The sequence below is a fragment of the Enterobacter sp. Y17 genome, from assembly GCF_019730495.1.
In the GTDB taxonomy this organism is placed as follows: Bacteria; Pseudomonadota; Gammaproteobacteria; order Enterobacterales; family Enterobacteriaceae; genus Enterobacter; species Enterobacter asburiae_B.
The window spans coordinates 2,830,266-2,854,596 of record NZ_JAASKP010000001.1 but is presented as its reverse complement, the minus strand read 5'-3'; the positions used below and the strand labels follow the sequence as shown (position 1 = coordinate 2,854,596).

The 24,331-nt window shown below is 56.0% G+C and carries 26 protein-coding genes and 1 tRNA gene; 6 read left to right on the top strand and 21 right to left on the bottom strand.

Annotated elements, in window-relative coordinates:
• Positions 1–9: 9 nt before the first annotated feature.
• The 7 genes from hpaX to hpaG form a co-directional block, all read right to left on the bottom strand.
• Complete coding sequence (hpaX, locus tag HCH49_RS13430; protein ID WP_181594331.1) at positions 10–1,362, bottom strand: 4-hydroxyphenylacetate permease; 1,353 nt, start codon at positions 1,360–1,362, stop codon at positions 10–12.
• Positions 1,363–1,383: 21 nt separating this feature from the next.
• A complete protein-coding gene (gene hpaI, locus HCH49_RS13425) occupies positions 1,384–2,181 on the bottom strand; it encodes a 4-hydroxy-2-oxoheptanedioate aldolase (protein WP_221702809.1) in 798 nt (265 codons plus the stop codon).
• A gap of 10 nt (positions 2,182–2,191) precedes the next feature.
• Entirely contained in the window at positions 2,192–2,995 is an 804-nt protein-coding gene (gene hpaH, locus HCH49_RS13420) for a 2-oxo-hept-4-ene-1,7-dioate hydratase (RefSeq protein WP_039262280.1), read from the bottom strand.
• 122 nt (positions 2,996–3,117) lie between these two features.
• Positions 3,118–3,498, bottom strand: a complete 381-nt coding sequence (locus tag HCH49_RS13415; RefSeq protein WP_087823458.1) for a 5-carboxymethyl-2-hydroxymuconate Delta-isomerase — start codon at positions 3,496–3,498, stop codon at positions 3,118–3,120.
• A 9-nt stretch (positions 3,499–3,507) separates the two neighbouring features.
• Positions 3,508–4,359 (bottom strand): 3,4-dihydroxyphenylacetate 2,3-dioxygenase, encoded by an 852-nt coding sequence (gene hpaD / locus HCH49_RS13410; protein ID WP_221702808.1) that lies wholly within the window; start codon positions 4,357–4,359, stop codon positions 3,508–3,510.
• A 2-nt stretch (positions 4,360–4,361) separates the two neighbouring features.
• A complete protein-coding gene (hpaE, locus tag HCH49_RS13405) occupies positions 4,362–5,828 on the bottom strand; it encodes a 5-carboxymethyl-2-hydroxymuconate semialdehyde dehydrogenase (RefSeq protein WP_045888121.1) in 1,467 nt (488 codons plus the stop codon).
• Entirely contained in the window at positions 5,825–7,102 is a 1,278-nt protein-coding gene (gene hpaG, locus HCH49_RS13400) for a 4-hydroxyphenylacetate degradation bifunctional isomerase/decarboxylase (protein ID WP_221702807.1), read from the bottom strand. Before hpaG ends, hpaE begins: the two co-directional genes overlap by 4 nt.
• Before the next feature lie 271 nt (positions 7,103–7,373).
• Between hpaG and hpaR the strand changes: the two genes are divergently transcribed.
• Both hpaR and tsr read left to right on the top strand, forming a co-directional pair.
• On the top strand, positions 7,374–7,814 hold the full coding sequence (gene hpaR, locus HCH49_RS13395; RefSeq protein WP_182072977.1) for a homoprotocatechuate degradation operon regulator HpaR: 441 nt from the start codon (positions 7,374–7,376) through the stop codon (positions 7,812–7,814).
• A gap of 83 nt (positions 7,815–7,897) precedes the next feature.
• Positions 7,898–9,562: a methyl-accepting chemotaxis protein gene (gene tsr, locus HCH49_RS13390; protein ID WP_033146482.1), complete on the top strand. Its 1,665-nt coding sequence runs from the start codon at positions 7,898–7,900 to the stop codon at positions 9,560–9,562.
• A gap of 90 nt (positions 9,563–9,652) precedes the next feature.
• Here tsr and HCH49_RS13385 read toward each other — a convergent pair whose 3' ends face one another.
• The 10 genes from HCH49_RS13385 to HCH49_RS13340 form a co-directional block, all read right to left on the bottom strand.
• Positions 9,653–10,168 carry a GNAT family N-acetyltransferase gene (locus tag HCH49_RS13385; RefSeq protein WP_221702806.1) on the bottom strand — a complete coding sequence of 172 codons (516 nt, stop codon included), beginning with the start codon at positions 10,166–10,168 and terminating at the stop codon, positions 9,653–9,655.
• Entirely contained in the window at positions 10,168–12,459 is a 2,292-nt protein-coding gene (gene opgB / locus HCH49_RS13380) for a phosphatidylglycerol--membrane-oligosaccharide glycerophosphotransferase (RefSeq protein WP_221702805.1), read from the bottom strand. Before opgB ends, HCH49_RS13385 begins: the two co-directional genes overlap by 1 nt.
• Before the next feature lie 270 nt (positions 12,460–12,729).
• Positions 12,730–13,212: a DUF2501 domain-containing protein gene (locus HCH49_RS13375; RefSeq protein WP_072196596.1), complete on the bottom strand. Its 483-nt coding sequence runs from the start codon at positions 13,210–13,212 to the stop codon at positions 12,730–12,732.
• Positions 13,213–13,295: 83 nt separating this feature from the next.
• Positions 13,296–14,033 carry a DNA replication protein DnaC gene (gene dnaC, locus HCH49_RS13370; RefSeq protein WP_023334409.1) on the bottom strand — a complete coding sequence of 246 codons (738 nt, stop codon included), beginning with the start codon at positions 14,031–14,033 and terminating at the stop codon, positions 13,296–13,298.
• A complete protein-coding gene (gene dnaT, locus HCH49_RS13365) occupies positions 14,030–14,575 on the bottom strand; it encodes a primosomal protein DnaT (protein ID WP_221702804.1) in 546 nt (181 codons plus the stop codon). Before dnaT ends, dnaC begins: the two co-directional genes overlap by 4 nt.
• Positions 14,576–14,723: 148 nt before the next feature.
• Positions 14,724–15,152: an organic hydroperoxide resistance protein gene (locus tag HCH49_RS13360; RefSeq protein WP_023310299.1), complete on the bottom strand. Its 429-nt coding sequence runs from the start codon at positions 15,150–15,152 to the stop codon at positions 14,724–14,726.
• A gap of 83 nt (positions 15,153–15,235) precedes the next feature.
• Positions 15,236–15,688, bottom strand: coding sequence for a MarR family winged helix-turn-helix transcriptional regulator (locus HCH49_RS13355; RefSeq protein ID WP_033146484.1), 453 nt, complete (start codon positions 15,686–15,688; stop codon positions 15,236–15,238).
• A 41-nt stretch (positions 15,689–15,729) separates the two neighbouring features.
• Positions 15,730–16,371 carry a TetR family transcriptional regulator gene (locus HCH49_RS13350; RefSeq protein ID WP_023310301.1) on the bottom strand — a complete coding sequence of 214 codons (642 nt, stop codon included), beginning with the start codon at positions 16,369–16,371 and terminating at the stop codon, positions 15,730–15,732.
• Between the two features lie 67 nt (positions 16,372–16,438).
• Positions 16,439–16,912, bottom strand: a complete 474-nt coding sequence (locus tag HCH49_RS13345) for a threonine/serine exporter (protein WP_023310302.1) — start codon at positions 16,910–16,912, stop codon at positions 16,439–16,441.
• Positions 16,903–17,679 carry a threonine/serine exporter ThrE family protein gene (locus HCH49_RS13340; protein ID WP_023310303.1) on the bottom strand — a complete coding sequence of 259 codons (777 nt, stop codon included), beginning with the start codon at positions 17,677–17,679 and terminating at the stop codon, positions 16,903–16,905. Before HCH49_RS13340 ends, HCH49_RS13345 begins: the two co-directional genes overlap by 10 nt.
• Positions 17,680–18,088: 409 nt before the next feature.
• Between HCH49_RS13340 and HCH49_RS13335 the strand changes: the two genes are divergently transcribed.
• The gene (locus HCH49_RS13335) at positions 18,089–18,826 is read left to right on the top strand and encodes a response regulator transcription factor (RefSeq protein WP_167818849.1); all 738 of its coding nucleotides are present in this window, start codon (positions 18,089–18,091) and stop codon (positions 18,824–18,826) included.
• The gene (gene bglJ / locus HCH49_RS13330) at positions 18,823–19,458 is read left to right on the top strand and encodes a DNA-binding transcriptional activator BglJ (RefSeq protein ID WP_033144569.1); all 636 of its coding nucleotides are present in this window, start codon (positions 18,823–18,825) and stop codon (positions 19,456–19,458) included. Before HCH49_RS13335 ends, bglJ begins: the two co-directional genes overlap by 4 nt.
• Before the next feature lie 38 nt (positions 19,459–19,496).
• Here the strand turns inward: bglJ and HCH49_RS13325 are convergent, their stop codons facing one another.
• Complete coding sequence (locus HCH49_RS13325) at positions 19,497–19,955, bottom strand: YbaK/EbsC family protein (RefSeq protein ID WP_008502085.1); 459 nt, start codon at positions 19,953–19,955, stop codon at positions 19,497–19,499.
• Between the two features lie 328 nt (positions 19,956–20,283).
• Between HCH49_RS13325 and HCH49_RS13320 the strand changes: the two genes are divergently transcribed.
• The gene (locus tag HCH49_RS13320; protein WP_221702803.1) at positions 20,284–21,630 is read left to right on the top strand and encodes a PTS sugar transporter subunit IIC; all 1,347 of its coding nucleotides are present in this window, start codon (positions 20,284–20,286) and stop codon (positions 21,628–21,630) included.
• A 95-nt stretch (positions 21,631–21,725) separates the two neighbouring features.
• Here the strand turns inward: HCH49_RS13320 and fhuF are convergent, their stop codons facing one another.
• On the bottom strand, positions 21,726–22,514 hold the full coding sequence (gene fhuF / locus HCH49_RS13315; RefSeq protein ID WP_221702802.1) for a siderophore-iron reductase FhuF: 789 nt from the start codon (positions 22,512–22,514) through the stop codon (positions 21,726–21,728).
• 95 nt (positions 22,515–22,609) lie between these two features.
• Positions 22,610–23,674 carry a GGDEF domain-containing protein gene (locus HCH49_RS13310; protein ID WP_221702801.1) on the bottom strand — a complete coding sequence of 355 codons (1,065 nt, stop codon included), beginning with the start codon at positions 23,672–23,674 and terminating at the stop codon, positions 22,610–22,612.
• A 215-nt stretch (positions 23,675–23,889) separates the two neighbouring features.
• On the opposite strand from HCH49_RS13310, the gene HCH49_RS13305 reads away from it, so the two are divergent.
• A complete protein-coding gene (locus HCH49_RS13305) occupies positions 23,890–24,159 on the top strand; it encodes a DUF1435 domain-containing protein (protein ID WP_032660829.1) in 270 nt (89 codons plus the stop codon).
• A 42-nt stretch (positions 24,160–24,201) separates the two neighbouring features.
• Here HCH49_RS13305 and HCH49_RS13300 read toward each other — a convergent pair.
• A tRNA-Leu gene (locus HCH49_RS13300) sits at positions 24,202–24,287 on the bottom strand.
• Between the last annotated feature and the right edge of the window lie 44 nt (positions 24,288–24,331).

Below are 24,331 nucleotides of genomic sequence, written 5' to 3'. Positions count from 1 at the left end.
GGCGACTCCCTAGTGGATCTTCTGCGCCGCGACGCCCGGCTCGCGCTCAAGGCTTTCGCGCTGCGTCATCGGGATGCGCGTCAGCACAAGCGCGCCGACCACCAGCAGCCCGGCCACAAACCACAGTCCGGAGCTGAAGCTGCCGGTCGCATCACGCAGAATGCCGATCAGCAGCGGGCTGACGGCGGATCCGACGTTGCCGATGGCGTTGATCACCGCCAGCGCCACCGCGCGGGACTGCAGGCTAATCACCCGATCCGGCGTGGTCCAGAATATCGCCATGGCGGTAAAGGATCCGGTTGAGGCCATAATGATGCCAAGCAGCTGGATCAGGCTGTGATCGGTGGCCGAGGCCAGCATCCATCCCGCCGCGGCGAACAGGTACGGCAGGATGGTGTGCTTTTTTCGCTCTTTCAGCCTGTCGGAGCGTCGGCTCCACCAGATCATCCCGAGAATGGTGCAAAACTGCGGGATCGCCGCCAGCAGGCCGATGACGATATTGCTGCTTCCCGTGTTGAAGCTTTGCAGGATCTGCGGCGTCCAGATGTTGATGGCGCTGAGCGTGTTGGTCAGGCAGAAGTAGGCCAGCGTGTAGAGCAGCACCGCCGGGGTCAGCACTTCGCGCAGCGTCGATCGCGGCGTGACGGACTGGGCAATGGCGACCTCCTGCTCGCGGGCGATCATCGTTTTCAGCGCCTGCTTTTCGTCGTCGTCGAGCCAGGTAGCTTGATCCGGCGTGTCGTTGAGATAAAACCAGGTCACCACGCCGAGCACCACCGACGGCAGCCCCTCCAGCAGGAACAGCCACTGCCAGCCCTTCAGGTTCCACAGCCCATCCATCGCCAGAATGTAGCCGGAGAGGATCGAGCCGAGCATCATGGTCACCGGCATGGCGATCATAAACAGCGCGTTGGCGCGGGCGCGGTGATAGGCCGGGAACCACCATGTGAGGTAGACCAAAATCCCCGGCAGGAAGCCCGCTTCGGCAATGCCCACCAGCATGCGCAGAACGTAGAGCGTTTCAGGGCTGGTGGCAAACATGGTGCAGGTGGAGGCGATGCCCCACACCACCATGATCCCGGCGATCCAGCGCCGCGCGCCGATCTTCGCCAGCATGATGTTGCTCGGGATCCCGCACAGCACGTAGGTGACGTAAAACAGCGTCGCGGCCAGGCCAAACATGGTCGACGTGAGGCCCAGATCTTTGCCCATCGTCAGCCCGGCAAAGCCGATGTTGATACGATCGAGAAACGAAAAGACAAACAGGATAAAGAGAAAGACGATCAGGCGTCGGAACAGCTTGTTAATGGCGCGATGTTCAACAGCTTTATTATCATGGGTTTGCAGGGTAGAGGTCGTCATGGTGCGCTCCAGATCTTACGTTTAGTAGACGGATTTATTGTTATTAACTGACGTAACCGGTTGTTCGATAAAGCGTGCCGCCAGCGCTTCGGCGCCGCGGGCGAGCAGGGTGGTGTCGACGCCGACGGCGACAAACAGCGCGCCAAGCTCGAGGTAGCGTTTCGCCAGCGGCTCGTTCGCCATCAGGATGCCGGGCGCTTTGCCCGCGCTGAGGATTTGCGCGATAGCCTGCTCGATGGCGGCCTGCACCTCCGGGTGCTGCGGATTGCCGGCAAAGCCCATGTCGGCGCTCAGATCCGCCGGGCCGATAAACACGCCGTCGACGCCTTCCACGTCCAGGATCTGCGGCAGATTTTTTAGCGCCTCGCGGGTTTCAATCTGCACCAGCACGCACATGGCGTCGTTGGCCTGCTGCAGGTAATCCGGGATGCGGTTCCAGCGCGAGGCGCGCGCCAGGGCGCTTCCGACCCCGCGAATGCCCGCGGGCGGGTAGCGGGTGGCACGTACCGCCAGCCGCGCTTCGTCGGCGTTTTGCACCATCGGCACCAGCAGGGTTTGCGCGCCCACGTCCAGCAACTGTTTTATCTGCACCGGGTCGTTCCACGACGGGCGCACCACCGGCTGGCTGGGATAGGGCGCGATGGCCTGTAATTGGGTTAACACGGTTTGCACGCTGTTCGGCGCGTGCTCGCCGTCGATCAGCAGCCAGTCGAAGCCTACCCCGGCCAGCAGCTCGGCGCTGTAGCTGCTGGTGAGCCCCAGCCATAAACCGATTTGCGGGCGGCCCGCCTTCAGCGCCGCTTTGAATGCGTTTTGCATGGTTGTCTCCTTACACAAAGCGGCAGCTGATGGAGCCCATGTTGCCGTAGTCGACGTGGAAGGTGTCGCCTCTGCTGGCGGGCACCGGGCGGGTAAACGAGCCGCCGAGAATAATCTGGCCGGGCTCAAGCTGCACGTCGTACGGTGCCAGCTTGTTCGCCAGCCACGCCACGCCGTTCGCCGGGTGGTTAAGCACGCCTGCGGCGACGCCGGTCTCTTCGATCACGCCGTTGCGGTAGAGCAGGGCGGAGATCCAGCGCAGATCCAGCTCGTCGGGCTTAATCGGACGGCCGCCGAGGATCACCCCCGCGTTGGCGGCGTTATCGGAGATGGTGTCAAACACCTTGCGCGGGCGCTGGGTTTCCGGGTCAACGTTGTGGCAGCGGGCGTCGATCAGCTCCAGCGCGGGGATCACGTAGTCCGTGGCGTTGTAGACGTCGAAGATCGTGCAGTTCGGGCCGCGCAGCGGTTTTGCCAGCACGAACGCCAGCTCCACTTCGATGCGCGGGACGATGAAGCGATCGACCGGGATGTCGCTGCCGTCGTGGAAGAACATGTCGTCCAGCAGCGCGCCGTAGTCCGGTTCGCTAATCTGCGAGCTGGCCTGCATCGCTTTGGAGGTCAGGCCGATCTTGTGGCCCTTCAGCACGCGGCCTTCGGCAATCTTCAGGCTGACCCATTCGCGCTGTACGGCGTAGGCGTCGTCGATGGTGATCGTCGGGTAGTCAAGGGAGATCTGGCGGATCTGCTCCCGGGACTGTTCCGCCTGATGCAGACGATGGGCGATCAGGGTATGGGTATGTTTGTCGAGCATGGCGATATCCTGTTTTACGTTTGTTTTCTCCCTCTCCCCGTGGGAGAGGGACGGGGTGAGGGCATCAGGCCGCAGAGATTTCCCCTCACCCTAACCCTCTCCCAAAGGGAGAGGGGACGGTATTACTTAAACAACGCGTGCACGTTGTTTTGTTTGTAATTGAGCGTCGGATGCAGCTCCTCGAGCTCGAACGACAGCGCCAGATAGCGGCTCGCCATTAGCGCCGAGAAGTGCGTTTTGATCAGCGCAAACAGCATTTCCCCCACGGCTTCCCGGCTCTCCAGGCTGCGCCCGGCGCCAATCTTCAGCGTCATATGCACAAAGGCGTAATCGTGCCTGCCGTCGGCCATCTGCCAGGTGTCCAGCCAGTGGGCGCGGCTGCGGATGCCGCCGATGGGGAAGATGCCCGTGGCGGCGAGCGCCTCGTTCACTTTGGCGAACAGCCCCGGCAGGTCGGCCTGCTCGCGGATGTTGTCGGTACATTCAGCAATAAAGTGCGGCATGGTGGCTCCTTACGCGGGCAGCGGGAAAACGGCGTTAACCTGGCCGGTGCCGGAGCTGGCGAACAGCTCGGTGAGGAACTCCACCTTGCCGTCGTATTTGTCCCAGCCGAGCATCCCCAGCAGCATCACCGTGTCGTGCATGTTGCCCTCGCCGTAGCAGTAGTCGGCGTACTCCGGCAGCATGCTGCAAAACTCTTTGAACTGCCCCTCGCGCCACAGCTTCACCACGCGCTCGTCCATCTGGCGGTCGAACTCGCGGGTGTAGCTGTTCATCCCTTCTTCCGCGCGCTGGTCGTCGATAAAGCGGTGCGACAGCGAGCCGCTGGCGAACACCGCCACGGTGCCGTCGTATTTTTCGATGGCGCTGACGATGGCCTCGCCCAGCCTGCGGCTGTCGGCGAAGTCGTGGACCGTGCAGAACGCCGAGATGGAGACCACTTTGAAGTGTTTATCCGCGTTCATGTAGCGCATCGGCACCAGCGTGCCGTACTCCAGCTTTAGGCTCGGGATGTTGTGCGCTTTGGCGCGCACGCCGAGCTTCACCGCCTCGTCGGCAATCAGCTGGCCGAGCGCCGGGTTGCCGTCGTAGTCGTAGGTCATGTCGCGGATAAAATGCGGCAGCTCGTTGCTGGTGTAGACGCCCGCAAAATGGTCCGCACAGTTGATGTGGTACGCGCTGTTCACCAGCCAGTGGGTGTCGAACACGATGATGGTGTCCACGCCCAGCTCGCGGCAGCGCTTGCTGATTTCTTTATGCCCGTCGATGGCCGACTGGCGGCAGCCGTGGTTTTTCCCCGGCAGCTCGGAGAGGTACATCGACGGAACGTGGGTGATTTTTGCCGCTAACGCTAATTTACCCATGGTCAGATCCCCCACTTTGGAATCGGATGGTCGCCCATGGAGATGCAGACGTTCTTCATCTCCGCGAACACCTCGAAGCTGTACTCACCGCCCTCGCGGCCGGTGCCGGAGGCCTTCACGCCGCCAAACGGCTGGCGCAGGTCGCGCACGTTCTGGGTGTTGACGAACACCATCCCCGCTTCGATATTCCGCGCCAGGCGCAGCACTTTGCTGACGTCCTGGGTCCAGATGTATGACGCCAGGCCGTACTCCACGTCGTTGGCCAGCCGCAGGCCTTCCGCTTCGTCCTTAAACGGCAGCAGGCAGGCCACCGGCCCGAAGATTTCTTCCTGCGCCACGCGCATGCGGTTATCGACGTCCGCCAGCACGGTTGGTCGCAGAAAGTTGCCGCCCTTCAGGTGTGCAGGCAGATCGGTCGGTTTGTCCGGGCCGCCCGCCAGCAGGGTCGCACCCTCTTCAATGCCGAGGCGGATGTAGCCGGAGACTTTCTCCCAGTGCTGCTTGCTGATGAGTGCGCCGATCTGGGTGTTCGGATCGGTCGGGTCGCCCACGCGCAGGCGGTTGGCGCGCTCGGCAAAGCGCTTCACGAATTCCGGGTAGATGCTCTGCTGGATGAAGATGCGCGAGCCGGCGGTGCAGCGCTCGCCGTTGATGGAGAAGATGGTGAACAGGGCGGCGTCCAGCGCGCGCTCTATGTCGGCATCTTCAAAAATCAGCACCGGGGACTTGCCGCCCAGCTCCATGGAGTATTTCTTCAGCCCGGCGTTTTTCATGATGTTGCGCCCGGTGGCGGTGCCGCCGGTGAAGGAGACGGCGCGTACGTCGTGATGGCGCACCAGCGCGTCGCCTGCCGTCGCGCCGTAGCCCTGCACCACGTTGAGCACGCCCGCCGGAATGCCCGCCTCCAGCGCCAGCTCGCCCAGACGGTCGGCGGTCAGCGGGGAGAGTTCAGACATCTTCAGCACCGCGGTGTTTCCGAGTGCCAGGCACGGCGCGACCTTCCAGGTGGCGGTCATAAACGGCACGTTCCACGGCGACACCAGCGCGCAGACGCCCACCGGCTGCACCAGGGTGTAGTTGAGCATCTTGTCGTCGACCGGGTAGGTTTTGCCGTTCATCTGCTGGCACACCTCGGCGAAGAACTCGAAGTTGTGCGAGGCGCGCGGAATGAGCACGTTTTTGGTCTGGTGGATCGGCAGGCCGGTGTCGGCGGTTTCCATGGCGGCGATCTCGGGCACGTTCTGGTCGATCAGGTCACCCAGACGACGCATCAGGCGTGCGCGCTCCTTCATCGGCAGGTTGGCCCATTTCGGGAACGCCTCTTTGGCGGCAGCGACGGCCTGGTGAACTTCAGCTTCATCGCCGGCGGCGACTTCCGCTAATACCTCGCCGGAGGCCGGGTTGGTAGTGTGGAAGTACTCGCTTCCGGCGACGTTTTTACCGTTGATCCAGTGGTTAATCTTTTTCATTTTGCAGTCTCCTCGCTGACAATCCGGTTCACCAGGCGTCCCACGCCTTCCACTTCCACCACCACTTCATCGCCCGGCACCACGTCGGACAGCCCCTTCGGCGTGCCGGTGGCAATCATGTCGCCCGGCTGCAGGGTCATAAAATCGCTCAGGTACGCAATCAGGTACGGGATGCTGAAAATGAGATCGGCGGTGGTGCCTTCCTGCCGCAGCTCGCCGTTGACGAAGGTGCGCAGGGTGAGGTTGTGCGGATCGGGGATGGCTTCTTTTGGCACGATGTTTGGGGAAATGGGGGTCAGCCCGTCCCGGCTTTTCACCCTCAGGTTCGGTCGGTAGTAGTTTTCCAGGTAGTCGCGGATGGCGTAGTCGTTGCAGACCGTATAGCCAGCCACGTAGTCCATCGCCTCGGCTTCGCTGACCTTACGCGCGGTTTTGCCGATGACCACCACCAGCTCCGCTTCGTAATGCATGTATTCGATATTGTTCGGGCGCACCGACGTCTGGCCGTCGCCGTTGAAGGTGTTTGGCGCTTTGATAAATACCAGCGGCTCGGTTGGCGGCTTAAAGTCCAGCTCGCTGGCGTGGTCGGCATAGTTCAGACCGAGGGCAAACAGCGTGGCGTGCGGCGGCGTGCTGTGCGTGAAAGCGACATCGCGTTCATCTACCACCGGGTTTTCCAGCGGCGGAAAACCTTCCGCCAGAACGCGCACGCGATCGCCCGGGCGGATCTCCACGCGGCTTTGCGGGGTGCCGAGCAGGATCGCATCGCCGGGATTGAGGGTGGCGAACTCGCTCAGGGCGCTCAGCAGTTCGGCGGCGCTGCGCTGAAGATCGGCCGTGTTCCAGTGGTCCGCTTCGCGGCCGTTGATCTCGGTGATGATGGTCAGGTTATCCACGTTATCCACGGCGACCAGTTCGCCGAGCGGGCAAAATCCGTCCCGGCATTTGGCCTTGATGGCCGGGCGGTAGAAGCTCTCTTCCGGCAGGCTCACCTCGTTGGCGAGCGCATATCCCGCGATGTACTCCGCGGCGTCCTCCACGCGAACCTTGCTGGCGGTTTTGCCCACGACCAGCGCCACCGTCGCGCCGCTTAATACCGTTTCCCCGTGCGGGAAGGGGATCGGCTCGCCCGCGCGGATCACCGTGTTATGCGGTTTGATAAACCACACCGCTGTTTTCGGCGGCGTGTTGTAGGGCGCTTTTTCAAAGGCCTCACGCCAGGCTTCACGCTGGCTTTGATGGTTGAGGGCGACGGCAAAAACGGTACCTTTCATTCATATACTCCTCACCCCGGTGGTCCGGGTTGTGATTTCATTAATATGTTAATGATCTGGTTTTATGCTTTTGCTGTTTATTTCGCAATCAGAAGTGAAATATTTGTGATGTGAATAACAATAAATTTACATATGGGGTTTTATTGATAATAAAATCATATGCTTAATAAAATTGATGGGTTTCTGTTAGACTTTTTGACGGAAAACGTGTTGTTTATAAAAACATCTTTTAGGGATTGTTTACTTGTTAATGATGGGAAGGGGAAAGGCTATGCATGATTCATTAACCATCGCGCTGCTGCAGGCGCGGGAAGCGGCGATGTCGTACTTCCGCCCGATCGTGAAGCGCCATAACCTGACCGAGCAGCAGTGGCGCATCGTGCGCGTGCTGGCTGAACATCCGTCGATGGATTTTCACGATCTGGCGTTTCGCACCTGCATCCTTCGCCCGAGCCTGACCGGCATCCTGACGCGCATGGAGCGCGACGGCCTGGTGCTGCGCTTAAAGCCGGTGAACGACCAGCGCAAGCTGTACGTGTCGCTGACCAAAGAGGGGAATACGCTGTATGAACACGCCCAGGCGCAGGTCGAAGAGGCGTATCAGCAGATCGAGGCGGAATACACGCCGGAGAAGATGAAACAGCTGACGGCGCTGCTGGAAGAGTTTATTGAACTCGGAAACCGGCATAACGCAGCGCGGGAAGAAGAGTAAAAACCACAAATTCCAGGATGATTTTCGTAAAGTTTTCCCTTTCCAGGCCGAAAATTCTGTATCTGTCTGAGGAAAGAGAAAACATGTTAAACCGTATCAAGATTGTCACCAGCTTAATGCTGGTTTTAGCGATATTTGGCCTTTTACAACTCACGTCCGGTGGTCTTTTCTTTAATGCCCTTAAGAATGACAAAGAGAATTTCACCGTCCTGCAAACCATTCGCCAGCAACAATCCACGCTGAATGCCAGCTGGGTCGCGTTGCTGCAAACCCGTAATACCCTGAACCGTGCGGGTATCCGCTACATGATGGATCAGAGCAATATCGGCAGCGGCGCGACCGTTAACGATTTGATGCAAATCGCGTCTACGTCTCTGAAACAGGCGGAAAAAAACTGGGCTGCCTACGAAGCCCTGCCGCGCGATCCGCGTCAAAGCGATGCGGATGCCATGGAGATCAAGCGTAACTATGATATTTACCACGGTGCGCTGGCGGAGCTGATTCAGCTGCTGGGTGCCGGCAAAATCAACGCCTTCTTCGACCAGCCGACCCAGAGTTATCAGGACGGTTTTGAGAAGCAGTATGTGAGCTACCTGCAGCAGAACGACAAGCTGTATCAGACGGCGGTCGAAGACAGCAACAGCTCCTACAGCCAGGCTATCTGGGTGCTGATCAGCGTTCTGATTGCCGTGCTGGTGGTGATCGTGGCCGTCTGGCTCAACATCAAGCAGACGCTGATCTCTCCGCTGAATCGACTGATCGACAACATTCGCCATATCGCAAGCGGCGACCTGGTGAAGCGCATTGAGGTTCAGGGCACCAACGAGATGGGTGAACTGGCCGACTCGCTGCGCCATATGCAGAGTGAGCTGGTGCGTACCGTTGGCGACGTGCGTAACGGCGCGAACGCGATCTACAGCGGCGCGAGCGAAATTGCGATGGGCAATAACGACCTCTCTTCCCGTACTGAACAGCAGGCCGCTTCCCTGGAAGAGACCGCTGCCAGCATGGAGCAGCTGACGGCAACCGTTAAGCAGAACGCCGAAAACGCCCGTCAGGCGAGCCACCTTGCGCTGAGCGCCTCTGAAACCGCGCAGAAAGGCGGCAAAGTGGTGGATAACGTGGTCCAGACTATGCGCGATATCGCGGGCAGTTCGCAGAAAATTGCCGACATTATCAGCGTGATCGACGGCATTGCCTTCCAGACCAACATTCTGGCACTGAACGCGGCGGTAGAAGCGGCGCGTGCGGGCGAGCAGGGCCGTGGTTTTGCGGTGGTGGCAGGTGAAGTGCGTAACCTGGCCCAGCGCAGCGCCCAGGCGGCTCGCGAAATCAAGAGCCTGATTGAAGACTCCGTGGGCCGCGTGGAAGTGGGCTCAACGCTGGTAGAAAGCGCCGGTGAAACCATGGGTGAGATCGTGAACGCGGTGACCCGCGTAACGGACATCATGGGTGAAATCGCCTCTGCGTCTGACGAGCAGAGCCGCGGTATCGACCAGGTGGGTCTGGCGGTCGCTGAGATGGATCGCGTGACCCAGCAGAACGCCTCGCTGGTTGAAGAATCTGCCGCAGCGGCGGCCGCCCTGGAAGAGCAGGCGAGCCGTCTGACTCAGGCCGTGGCGGTGTTCCGCATTCAGCAGGAGCAGATGAAAGCGCGCGAATTCGCTGCGGCTAAAGCGGTTTCCACGCCGGTGATGGCGCGTAAAACCGCGACGGCCGATTCAGGCGATAACTGGGAAACGTTCTAACCCGGTGCGTTGTGCCGGGTGGCGGCTACGCCTTACCCGGCCTACGGAAGGTTGTTGCAGGCCCGGTAAGCGAAGCGCCACCGGGCGATATCAAAGCGGCAGACGCATGGCACAGCGGGAGTTATACGCTAAGCCGTGCGCTGCTTCTTCTTCACGTTTTTCACGCAGTTCAGGCGTGAGTTCAGCTACGTATTCAAACCCCAGCTTTGCATAGAACGGCGCGTTCCACGGTACGTCCCTGAACGTCGTCAACGTCAGCGACGCCAGCCCCAGCGTGCGGGCATGGTCTGCCACGCAGGCGATGAGTTGCCTGCCGATCCCTTTTCCCTGCCAGTCCAGATCAACCGAGAGTTCGACAATAAACAGTGATGAAGGGTGTGCCTCGGCGAGGATAAACCCGACGGGCTGGCCGTTCGCCAGCGCCAGCCAGCTTAGCCCACGTTCGGCATATTCCAGGTGCTGCTCAGCGGAAATGACCTCACCGTCGGCAAGCCAGGCGAGATCCGGGCTTTCACGAAAGCGCTCGCCCGCCGCACGTTCAATGGCGGGCAGGAAGGCAACGTCGCCGGGACGCGTGGGGCGGACGGTGAGGTTAAGGTCGACCATTAGCCTGCGCGACTCACAATTTTAATTTCGACCATGCCAATGCCGAGCTCGCGCGGTGAATGGCCGAGAATATTCCCTTCATTGGTGGACTGCGGATCCGGCGGCACGATCACCAGGGTATTGCTGCGCGATGGGTTCTCAAAATGCAGCGTGTGCGTGCTCACGTCGTTCCCGAGCGTCAGCATCTGCTCCTGGCTGCCCACGCGAACCGGTACGGGCTTGTTAGCGTTGGGGCCATACGCTCTGGCGGTGATCACCAGGTCGAATTGTTCCGGCAGGGGATGGGCGTATTCAATTTTCACCTCGTTGCCCAGCTGCGCGTTGGACCAGCGCCCCCAGGACTCCGGACGCGAGATGCCGCTAAACTGCTTCACTTCCTCGGGCGCGCCGGCCACGTTAAAGATAAAGCTGTCCGCTTTGTAGCGAATGTCGTTATCGCTGATTTTCAGCATGTCGACGTTACGCTGATAGCGCGCGGTATCAATCACCGTATCGTTAAACGCGGTTTTGCCTTTCCACTGGGCTTTATCCACGTGCTGTACGGTTTGCTCCCCGCCGAGCTGACCCTGAGAGACGCACCAGTTGGTAGAAAGCGCCAGCGGCTGCGACCAGAGCTGGCCCATTTTGTAACATCTGTCGACCCAGACGAAATTATCGCGTGGGGCAAAATCGGCCAGCTGATAGCGCAGCGGCGCGGAATATTCACTTTCCGGCAGCGGCTCGACGCGCCCCGCCGACACGCGCACCAGCAGCGGCAGACGGAAGCTGCTGCCCGAGAAGGCAATCGTGTTTTTATCCCGATCGACGGTGAAGTCCTTCATCTCTTTCGGGAAGTTCCACAGGCGGATGATGTCTGGCTTCCAGGCGAGGATTTTATCCTTCATGTTGAGGAACACTTCCGACAGGGATTGTCCCGACAGCGTGCTGCGGCCCAGGCCAATAAAGTTGTCGCCGCCCAGAATGTCCAGCACGGTTGCGCCGTTATCCATGGAGTTGCGTTTGGTGGCGATGACCTCCTGCTGCGGCTGGTCGCCGCGCAGGACGAAGAACAGGTTGCTGCGATCCTGCTTGTTGAGCCGATCCCAGGCGCTGTTTTTCATCGCCAGATGGTCAGACGAAACGACGATGACCGTGTTTTTAAACCAGGGCGAGGCTTTGATTTTCTCGACCAGCGCGGCAATGTGCTCCTGACTGCAGGTCACGGCGCTGAAAGACGTGTTGTTTTTGCCGTCCACGTCATAGCTTTTGCGTTTGCAGCTGCGTGAGACGAACCCGTCCGGATGGTGGGTGTCCACCGTCAGCGCAAAGAGGGAGAAACGCTTGCCCGCGCGGGAAAGCTCCTCGAATTTCTTCCAGGTTTCGTCAAGTACCGTATCGTCATAGAAGCCCCAGTCGTTACGGTAGCTCGGATCGGCAACCGTCGTTTTTAACTCTTCTGAGCCATACAGGTGGTCAAAACCGTGGGATTTCAGGAACACGTCTTTTCCGGCAAAGCGCAGGTTTGCCCCCTGCACGAAATAGTTTTCGTAGCCGGAGTTTTTCAGAATATCGCCGAGGCAAATATTCTGGGGGAAGAACGTCGACATCGAGGCTGAGGCGTTACCTTCAAAAGGCGCGAACAGCGGGATACCGCACTGGGAGGCAACCATCCCGGCAATCGTATAATCCGTACCCGGCAGCTGCATGGTGTGGCTGAAGTCGAGCCCTTCGTTTTTCAACGCGCCCAGGTCTGGCGTCAGGTTCGGGAAGGCATCGTTATCAAAGTACGTGCGTTCCAGGCTTTCACCGTAGATGTAGACCAGGTTGAGCTTCGGGCTGGCGATCGTTTTGGACGGTTCTTTGTAGTAAGCCGCGAAATCCGGATCGCCGTCGCGCGACTGGGATTTCACCAGCTCGGTGATCTGATGGAACGCCGGGCTGGCGTCGACGGAGGCCAGCGCCAGGAATAACGCCAGCAGGCTGTAGCCATGATGGTGCGGAAGATGGCGACGTCGACGCAGCACCCAGGCCAGCGCGCCAAAAATCGTCACCAGCGCGACGATAAGGCCGAGCCCCGGAAGAATGTATTTGCCCACGCCCGCGCCCGTCAGGCTGTTCGTCAGCGTGTAGAGCACCGCATCGTTAATACCGTCACCGGTAAAGTAGTCGCTGGCGTATAAGGTAATGTTTAAAATAATAAAAATGCCGAGTACCACCAGCGTGGCGATAAACCACCAGGTGTGACGGCCGGCTTTCCAGGCGTAAACGCCGACAGAAGCCAGAAAAAGGATAAGAGACATGAATTCTGACAACAGCATATCCTCATGACGCCAGGTGCTTCGCTGGCTAACTGTTTATTTTTTGGGTCATACAATGTAATTGCGATGTCGTTAAGCTGCAATTTTAGTGTCACGAAAGTGTGCTGTTGTTAGGATTTGGTTTAGAAAATCGTTTTTATGAAGAAGGTCGCATCCTGACAAACGGACGCTGAGACGGTGGCAGGTGGGAAAAACGTTCGTTTAGCGCCGCGTTGCAAGACTATCGCATTAAACGCGGCGTGTTGTGGCAGAAAAAGGGGTGGATCAGGAGATGAAATTAACGCCTTGTTTCAGCACCAGATCGCAGGCTTTGGTTTTCACCTGTTTTGCCAGAGAAGAGTTGCCGAGGGTGCTCAGGTTAAGCTGCTGCCCGTTTTGCGCGTTAAGCAGGCCCTGAATGCCGTCCATATAGTTGGTGTCCGCTTTTTGCTCCTGGGTATCCAGACCCAGTTTACCCAGCACCTGGTTTTTCACGTTTTTCGCGTCGGTCACTGAGGCCAGCTTTTGCTTCGCGCAATATTCCAGAATCCCCGCCGCGTTGTTCATCGTGCCCGCGCTAAGGCTCTGAGAGCTGTTGCCCAGCAGGCTGGTGAGGGAAGAGGCGGAGAGTCCACCCTGAGAGCTGCTGCTCTCTTTGGTCAGCTCATTTGCCGCGCTTGACAGGGACTCCTGCCAGGACGCCGCTTGCGCTGCGCCGGTTACCAGCAGCGCGCCTAAAAAGGTGCTGATTAGAATCTGTTTTTTCATCATGGCTCTCTCAAAAAGGTCCGTTTTGGGCCGAAGGGGTTCCAGTATATACCTGTGCCCTGGCAGCGATTCCTGGAACTGTCTTAATACTCTTTGCCGGTAACGCGGCTGCGGTAACTTTCCCAGTCGAAGATGACATAAAGACTATTACCCAGCTTCATGCGGTCCATGACGCGTTCACCCAGCAGGCGGGTCATCTCGTCGATATTGTGGTTCGTCAGCATGCCGGTGGGGCGTTTGGACGAGGAGCGGCGGTCGACAATCTGGTTGATGATCACTTTTTCATAGCGGGATTCTGTCTGAACGCCAATCTCGTCGATGACCAGTAAATCGACATTGCTCAGATCGTTGAGCAATTGCTCTTCGCTGGTTTCGCGGTTGCTGAAGGTGTCTTTCATCGCGGACATGATATCGGCCACGGTGATGATAAGAACTGATTTACCCCGCAGAAGCAGCTCGTTGCAGATGGCGGCTGCAAGGTGGTTTTTTCCGGTACCCGGCTTGCCGCTAAAGATAAAGCTGGCGATATTGCCGTCGAATTCATCCACGTACTGACGGGCGGCGGCAAGGGCGTTCATTTGTCCGTTGGTTTCGACTTTATAGTTATCGAACGAGCAGTTCTGGTGCAGGGGACGGATACCGGAACGGTTAAAGGTGCGCTGCATTTTCATCGCCCGGTTTTCCCTGGCGAGCGCGGCGGCGCGGATCTCACCTTGCTCTTTTTGCCACGCCAGCAGCTCTTCACCCGTGGTGAAAGCGGGCTTCACGTTGGCAGGCATCATTTTTTGCAGACGTTTCATCAGGTCGCCGACGTTCTTCATTTCGCACCTCGGAATCCGCTGGGGATCTGTTTATCCGGTTCGGAAAACGCGTTGATATCGCGTTTGGGCTGGCCGTTGTTGCCGGCGCGGGTAATTTGAAGATGACGCGCGAGCTTTTGCTGCCATTGAATATGGGTGAAGACTTTACCTTCCGCCTGCCACCAGGCGGTAAACGCGGCGAGCTCTTCCGCGGTGGCCGGCTGGGTTAGCGCAATGCCCCACAGCGCGGCCTGCCGCTGAAAATCCGCATCCGGCTGCCAGCCCGCGTACAGGGCAAATTTTCCCATCGGAACGGTCACGGGGACGTTAACCGGTTCATCAAAGAACTGGTTGTCCAGCGTGATATCGCTCGCCGGGCGTGACAGTTGCGCTTCAATCTCCAGAAGCTTTGCCAGGCGTTCCGGCGTGATTGCGTAGAACGCCGGCGCGTTGTCGGCAAAAACCGCAACCGTGCCGCCTTCAGCATGGGTCAACACACCGAGTGGGTCGCGCATAAAGGCATCAATGCCAGCAATGCTGGTGGTCAGAATTCTGGAGGACATAACGCTTACTCTACTGATTACTACGGGCGTGATATGGGCTTATGGTAGCACAGAGAGAGGAAAGGGAAGGAGGGGATTTCCCCGGTGGCGCTGCGCTTACCGGGGCTACGGTCGTAGGCCTGAAAAGCGCAGCGCCATCAGGTATTTATCACGCGATGATGTTCAGGGTCACGTCGATGTTGCCGCGGGTCGCGTTAGAGTACGGGCAAACAATGTGCGCCGCATCGACCAGCTTTTTGGCTTCCGCGGGATCCATACCCTCAACGTGGATGTTCAGTTTTGCTTCGATACCAAAACCGGTTGGCAGCGGGCCAATACCCACTTCGCCTTCAATAAAGGCATCTTTTGGCAGGGTAAATTTGTCGCGTGCGGCCACGAACTTCATCGCGCCCAGGAAGCAGGCAGAGTAGCCCGCAGCAAATAGCTGCTCAGGGTTCGTCACTTCTCCGCCCATGCCGCCCATCTCTTTTGGCACGCCCAGTTTTACGTCCAGTACGCCATCGGAAGAGGTCGCGCGGCCGTCACGGCCACCGGTTGCTTTTGCTTTGGCGGTATACACTACTTTTTCTAAAGACATGGCAGGTTCCTCATCTTGCTTTAATGTGTGCTATTAAATAGCGTGCGATATATATGGGTGATAATCACGCGTAAAGTATAGCTTTACGCGCGGTGTAGCTGTTGTCGCAAAAGTTCGAGCTGCTGTTTGAGCGCCAGCAAAGTGTCGGTATCACACTGCGCTGCGCAACCCACCGCATGGGGAATACCCAATGCCTGCTGCTGAAGTTCACGTCCCGCTTCACTCAGGGTGACGGCGACCTGACGTTCGTCTTTGCGCGAACGGTGGCGGTTGATTAACCCACCGCTTTCCAGCCGTTTTAACAGCGGCGTCAGGGTTGCAGAGTCCAGAAACAGGCGTTCGCCGATGTCCGACACCGTGACGTCATCCTGCTCCCACAGCACCAGCATCACCAGATATTGCGGGTAAGTCAGGTTCAGCGGTGCCAGCAGTTGCCGGTACAGCTTATTAAGCGCCAGATTTGCCGAATAGAGTGCAAAGCAGAGCTGGTTATCCAGCTTGAGCGCAGCGGTTGCGTCGTTCGTTTTCGCGTTCATGAGATGAATATAGGTAGTGTGCGATTTAATTGCAAGCAATTTTATGGGCAGGTGTAGCGGAGCGCCACCTGAACGGCCATTTTGCGGTAGTGCTGGCGCTGAGCCTGTTCGTCCGCCCCGTCTTCAAACAGGAGCGTGAAGGTATAGCTGTTGGCAACGTAGTGAAAGCTGAAGCTGCTTATCAGGCGGTGAAGATCGCGGGCGTCAACCGTCTGGCTGAAGAGCTGTTTTTCTTTGCCCCGGTGCAGGATGCCCTCCAGCAGGTCGAGCGCGCTACGGTTAACCTGGCGCAGATAGCTCGACTGCTGCATAAAGCGGCCGCGCTGCATGTTTTCCATGCAGATAATCCGGATGTAGTCCGGGTGGTCGGCATGATAGTCAAAGGTGGCTTCAACCAGATTGACCAGCGCTTCGACGGGGGGCATTCCTGCCAGGCTTAGCGCTTTTTCACTGGCGCGAATCTGGGTGTAAACATGTTCCAGAACCAGAAGATAGAGATTCTCTTTATTCTTAAAATGATAAACCACCATGCGTTTGGTGGTACCCGCTTTCTCCGCGATCTGCTCCATGCGGGCACCGTTCAATCCATACTCGGCAAAAAGCGCGATGGCGCTCTGAAAAATTTTCTCTTTCAGGCTGGATTCTTCGCTGTGCTCGGGGTGTTCGCTGCCAGGGTTAGCCACATCCTTTCCTTATTTTCACCAAACGGACGAGAAAGATTATCTCCATGGCAGCGAAATAACACAAATATCAAACGCGTGGGCGTTTGCGGTACAGCCACAGCCCGGGGATCGACAGCCCGATAGAGAGCGCGCCGACGATGGACGACGCCTTAAGAAAGTTGCTCAGGAGGAGGATCATCTGAGGCTCGGTGTAGCCAAAATGGCTGATTTTCACCGCGGAAATCATTGCCGTATAGGCAGATATGCCTGGAAACATTGGGATCACGGCGGCGACGGTGAACACCTTGGGATGCGCCAGATACCAGCGCGACCACTGGATGCCGATACTGCCAACCAGCATGGAGGCCATAAATGTCGACCATTCGATGTTAAATCCTGCGGTCATCATCACCATTCGCGAGCCATGACCAATCGCGCCCAGCAGCGCACACCATCGCAGAGCGCGTTGCGGAACGTTAAACACCATCGCAAAGCCGACGGCAGGAATGGCGGCCAGAAGCATGTCCTGTGCCAGCGCCAGCAGAAAATCTATCACGCCCATCCGCGTAACCCCCAGAGTGTCATGGCCATCACAACGCCGATGCAGGTCGCCAGCGTCAGCAGGCTGGCAATAGCCCAGCGTGCCAGACCGGTATTGATGTGTCCTTTAAACATGTCGGCAACGGCGTTGATCAACGGAAAGCCCGGAACAAGCAGAAGCACGCTGGCGGCCATGGCAATCGTCGGGGTAGTGGCAAACTGCGGCAGGCGCAGCAGCAGGCCGGAAACCGTGGTGGCGACAAACGCGGTAATGCAGAAGTTAATTTGCGGATGCAGCTGCCGGTGCGTCAGCAGCTGGCGAACATACATGGCGATACTGCTGGCGAAAAAGGTGACGATCGCGCCGTCCCAGCCGCCTTTGTTGAGCTTACAAAAGCAGGCGCAAGACAGCCCTACCATCACCACGACAAGCCAGCGCGGATAACGCAATGGCTTAATTTGGCTGAACCGTTTTTCAATCTCCCGAAGATCGAGAAGCTTATGTTCAGCAAGGATGACGATGTGCTGCACTTCGGTCACGACATGCATGTTAATGCCGCGATCATGGTTTTTGCGGGTGGAGGTCAGGCACTGGCCGTCTTTGATCGTGGTCAGCACGATGGCGTTAGATGAAATAGCGCTTTCAACGCTATCCATACCCAGCGCCAGTCCCAGCCGGGTGGAAAGCTCCTCAACCAGCGCGCTTTCCGCGCCGTGCTGGAGCAGAAAAAGACCGCACTGAATACATAGCCGCGTGATAGCACGCTGCGTTGACCGATCTGCCTGCATGTATTGTCCTGAAGAAGGTGGAAAGTTGCCGGTTGGCCTATAGCGATTACTTTTAGCACAAAGTGCAGTGCCTCTTGCTGTGGGCCAGATCAAGGTTTATGCAAACAGTTGCAGCCCCTACGTGCGGAAGGGGTTGGGATTAATTCATCATTCTGGTGAATTATAATTATTAAAAGATAAGTTATATATATTTAGTTATTCTAATTTTATATTGTAGTTATTTTAATGACACTGCAATTAAATTTAATTTCGCTTTGTGAGATATTACTGCTGTTTAGGTATTTCTTAAACTAAGAATACATCTCATCTTCTGCTTGTATTAACCTGCTTTACACTCAGGGACGAAAATACTCATACGTTGATGCATTTTAACGTTACTCATCACATGAAGAATGGACATGGAGGGTCTATGTTGTCTTTGCACGGTAAGCATAGCGTTATCATTAGCCGGATACCGGTCATGCAAAACGGGTTGGGGGGCGTAATGACTCGCCATTTCCCCGATTTTGAATTGACCTATTGCAGCTCATTGCAGGAGTTAACACTGCTCCAGCTACGCCGCGCTGACGTCATCATTGCCGATATTACAGGCGAATACTGGAATCCTCGGGGCGCGCTCGAAGAGTATTTCAATTTATTGAATCAATACCGGAACATTCACTGGATCTTTTTAGTTTCGCGGCCGCTTAACCCTATTGCCGTTGAGCTACTTGTGCGCCCGGAAAGTACGTTGCTTTCTGATATGGAACCCATTGAAGGCCTGGTGAACGCTATTCGGGCAGGTAGCGAACGCGCAGAGCGGGTAAGCCAGACGTTGTTAGCCCCTGAACCTCAAAGTACGGGGGATGAAGACGAAAACGTTATTGCCCTTACGCACTCCGAACGCAAAGTATTGCGGCTGTTAGGTAAAGGATGGGGGATTAACCAAATCGCCACATTGCTCAAGAAGAGCAATAAAACCGTCAGTGCACAGAAAAACAGTGCGATGCGACGGCTGTCATTACGCAGTAATGCCGATATGTACGCCTGGATAAACAGTACACAGGGAATGCGAGAGCTGAGTTTGATGTCAGCCTATGGAGAGTTCGAGGAATGGAAAAAACCGATTCAACAAGACATATCGCCATCGTCGAAAATTGCACGATGAGTGCTGTTGGGCTGCAGCATCTTTTTGCGATGCCCGGCCTGAATCATTATCAACTGCATCTGTTTAGTGAATTTGACAGCTTTCAGAAAGCACTTCAGCACGTCAATTTTTTCTCGCTGATCTATTCATATTCCGATGCACGAGACGACCGTCGTAGCTGCCTGGCGCACCTGCGGGATTTTGCCTTTACGCATGGCCACATCCAGCGCATTATCCTGGTCGCTGATGAGATGGAAGCAAGATTGATTAGCCATCTTTCCCCGTCACGCCTTCACGGTGTGGTCAGTAAATCGCTGAAGCTTGAGCTCCTGCAGAAGGAACTCATGGTGTTGCTGAGCGAAACCCTGCGCATCAATGACAATATGATGAATCACTGGTACCAGAGTCAAAGCAGAATGTTAAGCCCAACGGAACGGGCAATATTGCGTTATATGTCTTGCGGCTATTCCATTCCTCAAATCGCGGCACAGCTTGAACGCAATATTAAGACCATCCGGGCGCATAAGTTTAATGCGATGGTCAAGCTGGGGGTGAACTCTGACGTAGGGCTGCTCGATGCGGCGGATATTATTACCCACCTTTCGGCAAGAGAACCGCGAAGTTCGATACTCAGCAAGCCGACTTTTTTATAACCTGTCTGTTGCGCGCCAGACAGGCTCTGGCGCATCAATCAGATGCAAACATCAACCCATTTTGCGGAAGTCAGCTCTGCCATTCTGTCAGGTGAAATACGCACGGCACTGTGAATTGCGCCTGCTGCGGGCAGAACTTCGGCGTACTGCTTTAATGAGATATCGCAGTAAACCGCGAGCGGGTTTTCAAGGCCGAACGGGCACACGCCGCCAACGGGGTGACCGGTGATGGTCACCACTTCATCACTGCTGAGCATGCGCGCTTTTGCACCAAACGTATCTTTCAGCTTTTTGTTATCCAGGCGCGCATCGCCTTTCGCCACCACCAATATCACCTCATTTTTCACCTTTAATGACAAGGTCTTGGCGATTTGCCCCGGTTCAACACGATGGGCGGCAGCAGCCAACGCAACGGTAGCGGTACTCTGACTAAGTTCAATGACGTCTATATCCGGCGCGTTGTCGGCAAAAAACTGCTGTACAGACTGCAAACTCATTGTTTCCTCCTGACAAATATCCTGCGTAATCTGTCATAAGAATTTATGCTCTGTAAATATCTCTTCAGTAACAAATATCCCGAACGGCTGATTTCTGGATCCTCTTCACAATCACGGAAACCGGTTACAGTAACCGGTTGCAGAGCGTGATGCATCGATTAATACTGAGTACGTAACGTCCCCTGTATCCAATAATAAGAGCAAATTATGAAACCATTCCGTCTGAGCAGTACCACTGGTACACAAGCCAGCAAGGTTGTGAAGGTGATTTATGGAACAACGTGCGGCGCAAATGCGCCCGTAACAAACGTCTGACAGGAGATCTGCCATGTCTGCCAACCATGCTGCGTTTAACCTGATATTCCGTTTTGTTGAAAATTACGTCAGCCCGATTGCCGGGCGGATCTCTTCCCAGCGTCATGTCATGGCTATCCGTGATGGGTTTATCTCTGCGATGCCATTTATGATTGTGGGCTCGTTTCTGTTAGTGTTCGCATACCCGCCGTTTTCGCCGGATACCACCTGGGGTTTCGCCCGAGCCTGGCTGGATATGGCGAAGCAGTTTGAAGGCCAGATCCTGACGCCGTTTGATATGACGATGGGCATTATGTCCATTTATATCTGTGCGGCCATCGCCTATAACCTTGGCAAACACTATGTCAAATCACACCAGTTAGACCCGTTTATGTGCGCCATGCTGTCGCTGATGGCGTTTCTGCTGGTCGCGGCACCGAAAACCAAAGGCACGCTGCCTGTCGATAGCCTGGGTGGGACGGGCATTTTTACCGCGATTCTGGTGGCGATCTACTGCGTTGAGATGATGCGTTTCCTCAAGGCCCATAACATCGGTATTCGCCTGCCGGACCAGGTTCCTCCGATGATCAAAAACTCTTTTGATCTGCTCATCCCGGTGATGGTAGTGGTGTTGACGCTTTATCCTCTGAGCCTGCTCATTCAGTCTCAGTTCGGCATGCTGATCCCGCAGGCCATTATGTCGGTCTTTAAACCTCTGGTTTCCGCAGCGGATTCCCTGCCTGCGATCCTGCTGGCCGTGTTGATTGGTCATCTGCTGTGGTTCGCCGGGATCCACGGAGCCGCCATCGTCTCCGGGATGCTGCAGATGTTCTGGCTGACTAACCTGGGTGCGAACCAGACCGCGCTGGCCGCCAGTCAGCCTCTGCCGCATATTTTTATGGAGGCGTTCTGGACGTTCTTTATCGTGATTGGCGGGTCGGGCGCCACGATGGGGCTGGTGATTTGCTATCTGCGTAGCCGTTCAGCGCATTTACGCTCTATCGGGCGTTTGAGCGTGGTACCCAGCTTCTTCAACATCAATGAACCCGTTATCTTCGGTACGCCAATCGTGATGAACCCGGTGTTCTTTATTCCGTTCCTGCTGGCACCGATGGTAAATGCCGTGCTGGCCTGGGCGGCGATGACGTTTGACCTGATTGGCCGCGTCATCTCAGTGGTTCCCTGGACGGCACCGGCGCCAATAGGCGCAGCGTGGGCTCTGGGCTGGGATTTCCGCGCGGCTATTCTGGTTGTGGTCCTGGCCTGCGTATCGGCAATCATCTACTTCCCGTTCTTCAAAGTGTACGAGAAACAGCTGCTGGAGCAGGAAGCGGAAGAAGCACAGCGTAACGCGGAAGAGGACAATCAGCAGGTGGCTTAGGTTAAAGCAAAACGGCAACTCAGGTTGCCGTTTTTAGTGTTTGTTCCCTCTCCCTGTGGGAGAGGGGCAGGGTGAGGGCATCAGGCCGTGGCCGATTATTTCAGCGTGCAATCCCCGCACTGCTTAACGTCTGGCAGGCGATAGCGCTGGCAGCATGTGCGGCGAACCAGAAGCCCATCACGGAGCACGACGGTACGGAATAACGGGTTGTCACGGCTATCGGAAAGCTGTTTTGCAAAGAAACAGGACTGACGCAGGGCATCAACGTTCTCATCACCAAGCAGAGGCTTCATTTCCGTTAAATACCAGTGGATTAAATAGCCCGTATTGCTCCAGATAAGCTTCGCGTTAATCTCTCCCGTCGCTTCAAGCGCGTCCACGACCGGGATCAGGGCCTGGGTGATAAGCTGCTCCATGCGTTCCTGAGCCGTCAGGCGTTCCGCGTTCTGATCTTCGTGCAGATCAATCCAGAAACAGGCTGCGCGCCCGGTTTCGTGAAACTCGACGTGGAAATTATCCGGCGAGAGTTCCAGCATGCTCTTCTGGGTTAACAGCGCCAGCATGAGGGGAGGCACCATCAACCCGATATACCACTGCGCCCAAAGAGAGAGCAGTGGTTTATTTTCCCGCGTAAGAGTGGGCTGATTGCGATAGATATGGTCGGAATAGGTGGCCAACAGCGACTGCAGTTTTGTCGGTTGACGCCACTCTGAGAGCGTCATGGCGTGGTTCGGGTGCGCTTCATCAAGGCGGATAAAATCCAGCAGGTGGGCGCGCGTCTCCGCAATCTTATCCCGTATGGCATCCGCAAGCGAAGCATTCCCGCTGGTGAGGGGCGCTCGCCAGAGGAGGGGCTCGACGATGTGTGCGGTATGCGTAGCCATAGTATAGATAGAAATCTAAATGATAATGATTGCCAATCCTAACTATTGCTCATATCAATGGCAAGACTTTTGTCTTTAAGACACCGCCGTGATGTTTATGCCGTCTGCAGCTCTTCACTTAACAGAATGTTATTGCGCCCCATATGCTTTGCTTCGTAGAGGGCTTTGTCCGCTTTTTCCAGCGCGCCTTCCACGTCTTCATCCTCGAAAATAGCAATACCAATGCTGATGGTGACGTTTGTCGCGACACTCTCGTTAAACAGATGCGGAATTTTCAAATCGTAGACTTTCTGACGGATCCGCTCGGCCGTCTGGCGAGCATGTTCGAGTGAAATATTGGTCAGCAGCACCATGAACTCTTCTCCGCCAAAACGCGCCACAATATCGCGAGAACGCACGGCGTCGCGGATTGCCGCAGAGACGCGCTTCAGCGCCTGGTCGCCCATCATATGGCCATAATGGTCGTTATAGGCTTTGAAGTGATCGATATCTATCAGCAGGACAAAGTGCTCGCCATTTTCTACCGTCGGCAGGTTCTCCAGACGGCTTTGCAGACCGCGACGATTATAGAGCCCGGTAAGCGGGTCCATCATGCTGAGATCGGTAAGGGTTTCTCGCTCTTCCAACAGGCGCGAGAGCAATTCCTGAGCGAAACGGTCGTTACGCGTTTGCAAAATGTTATGAATAGCAATTGCCACCACAGGAAGTGCGAAAGAATAGGTCATTCTCAGCCATATATCGTGATCGCTTAGCCACAGGCAGACAATAAAGGTGGGCAATGAGTGCAGCGTAAATGCTTTGATATTACTCGCGAATGCCAGCGTTCCGATAAAAAGTACCGTTAATAGAGCGATTAACAAATACGTCGCGTGGTCGTGGGTAATTAAGGCGAATTTAGACTCAATTTGCCAGGCCCACAAAATACCGAAGATACCTGAAACAACGGGAATATTTATCTTCCGCGCGCGCTTTCTCCAGTGCCAGACGAACAGGCCGGTGCTGATGGAGAAAATAGCAATAAGTGGGGCAGATAACAGGCGTACAGAATTGAGCGGATTTGTTACCGAGAACACTGCCGAGGTTGCGTTCAGAAATAAAAATAAACGTAACGACAATTGATATTTTCTGTGAACCAAAGACCGCCAGGATTGTGATGTCATAGTCGTGCGTTTTTATTAAAATTTAATTAAAACAAATAAGTAGGTGCTGTTTCGCAATAAAACATGCAAAAAACTCAAAGAGTAATTATCAGAAAATCTTTAGATGTTGTTAACAGGTGTGCAATTTATCACCTTAGGCAATTCCTGTCATTACGGGAAAGGTAAAGGTCGATGGATTTTGATTCATTCAGCTGACAAATGATAATCTGTGTCATATGATATTGGTTATCATTATCGTTGTGAGAGGGCAGATCATGTTGAACAGGGCGCTTGGCAGTGGTTGGGGGGTATTGCTACCGGGAGCCATTCTCGGCGGGTTGATGTTTGCCGATCTCTCCCTTGATACCTGGAAAGCGATCATTGTGTCAGGACTGTTAGTCACGTCAGGCATGATCTGGCATAAGCAGCTTCGCCACTTTGTTTTACTGCCATCATGCGTAGCACTGGTCAGTGGAATTCTGGTGATACTGATGAGTTTGAAATAACAGGGAAAAACAAGGGGAACTTCAGAAGGGATGTAAGATAATTGGTGCGAGGGGGGGGACTCGAACCCCCACATCCTAAGGACACTAACACCTGAAGCTAGCGCGTCTACCAATTCCGCCACCTTCGCACAGTCATCTTACTATTTTTGATATCGCCTCGTTGGTGCGAGGG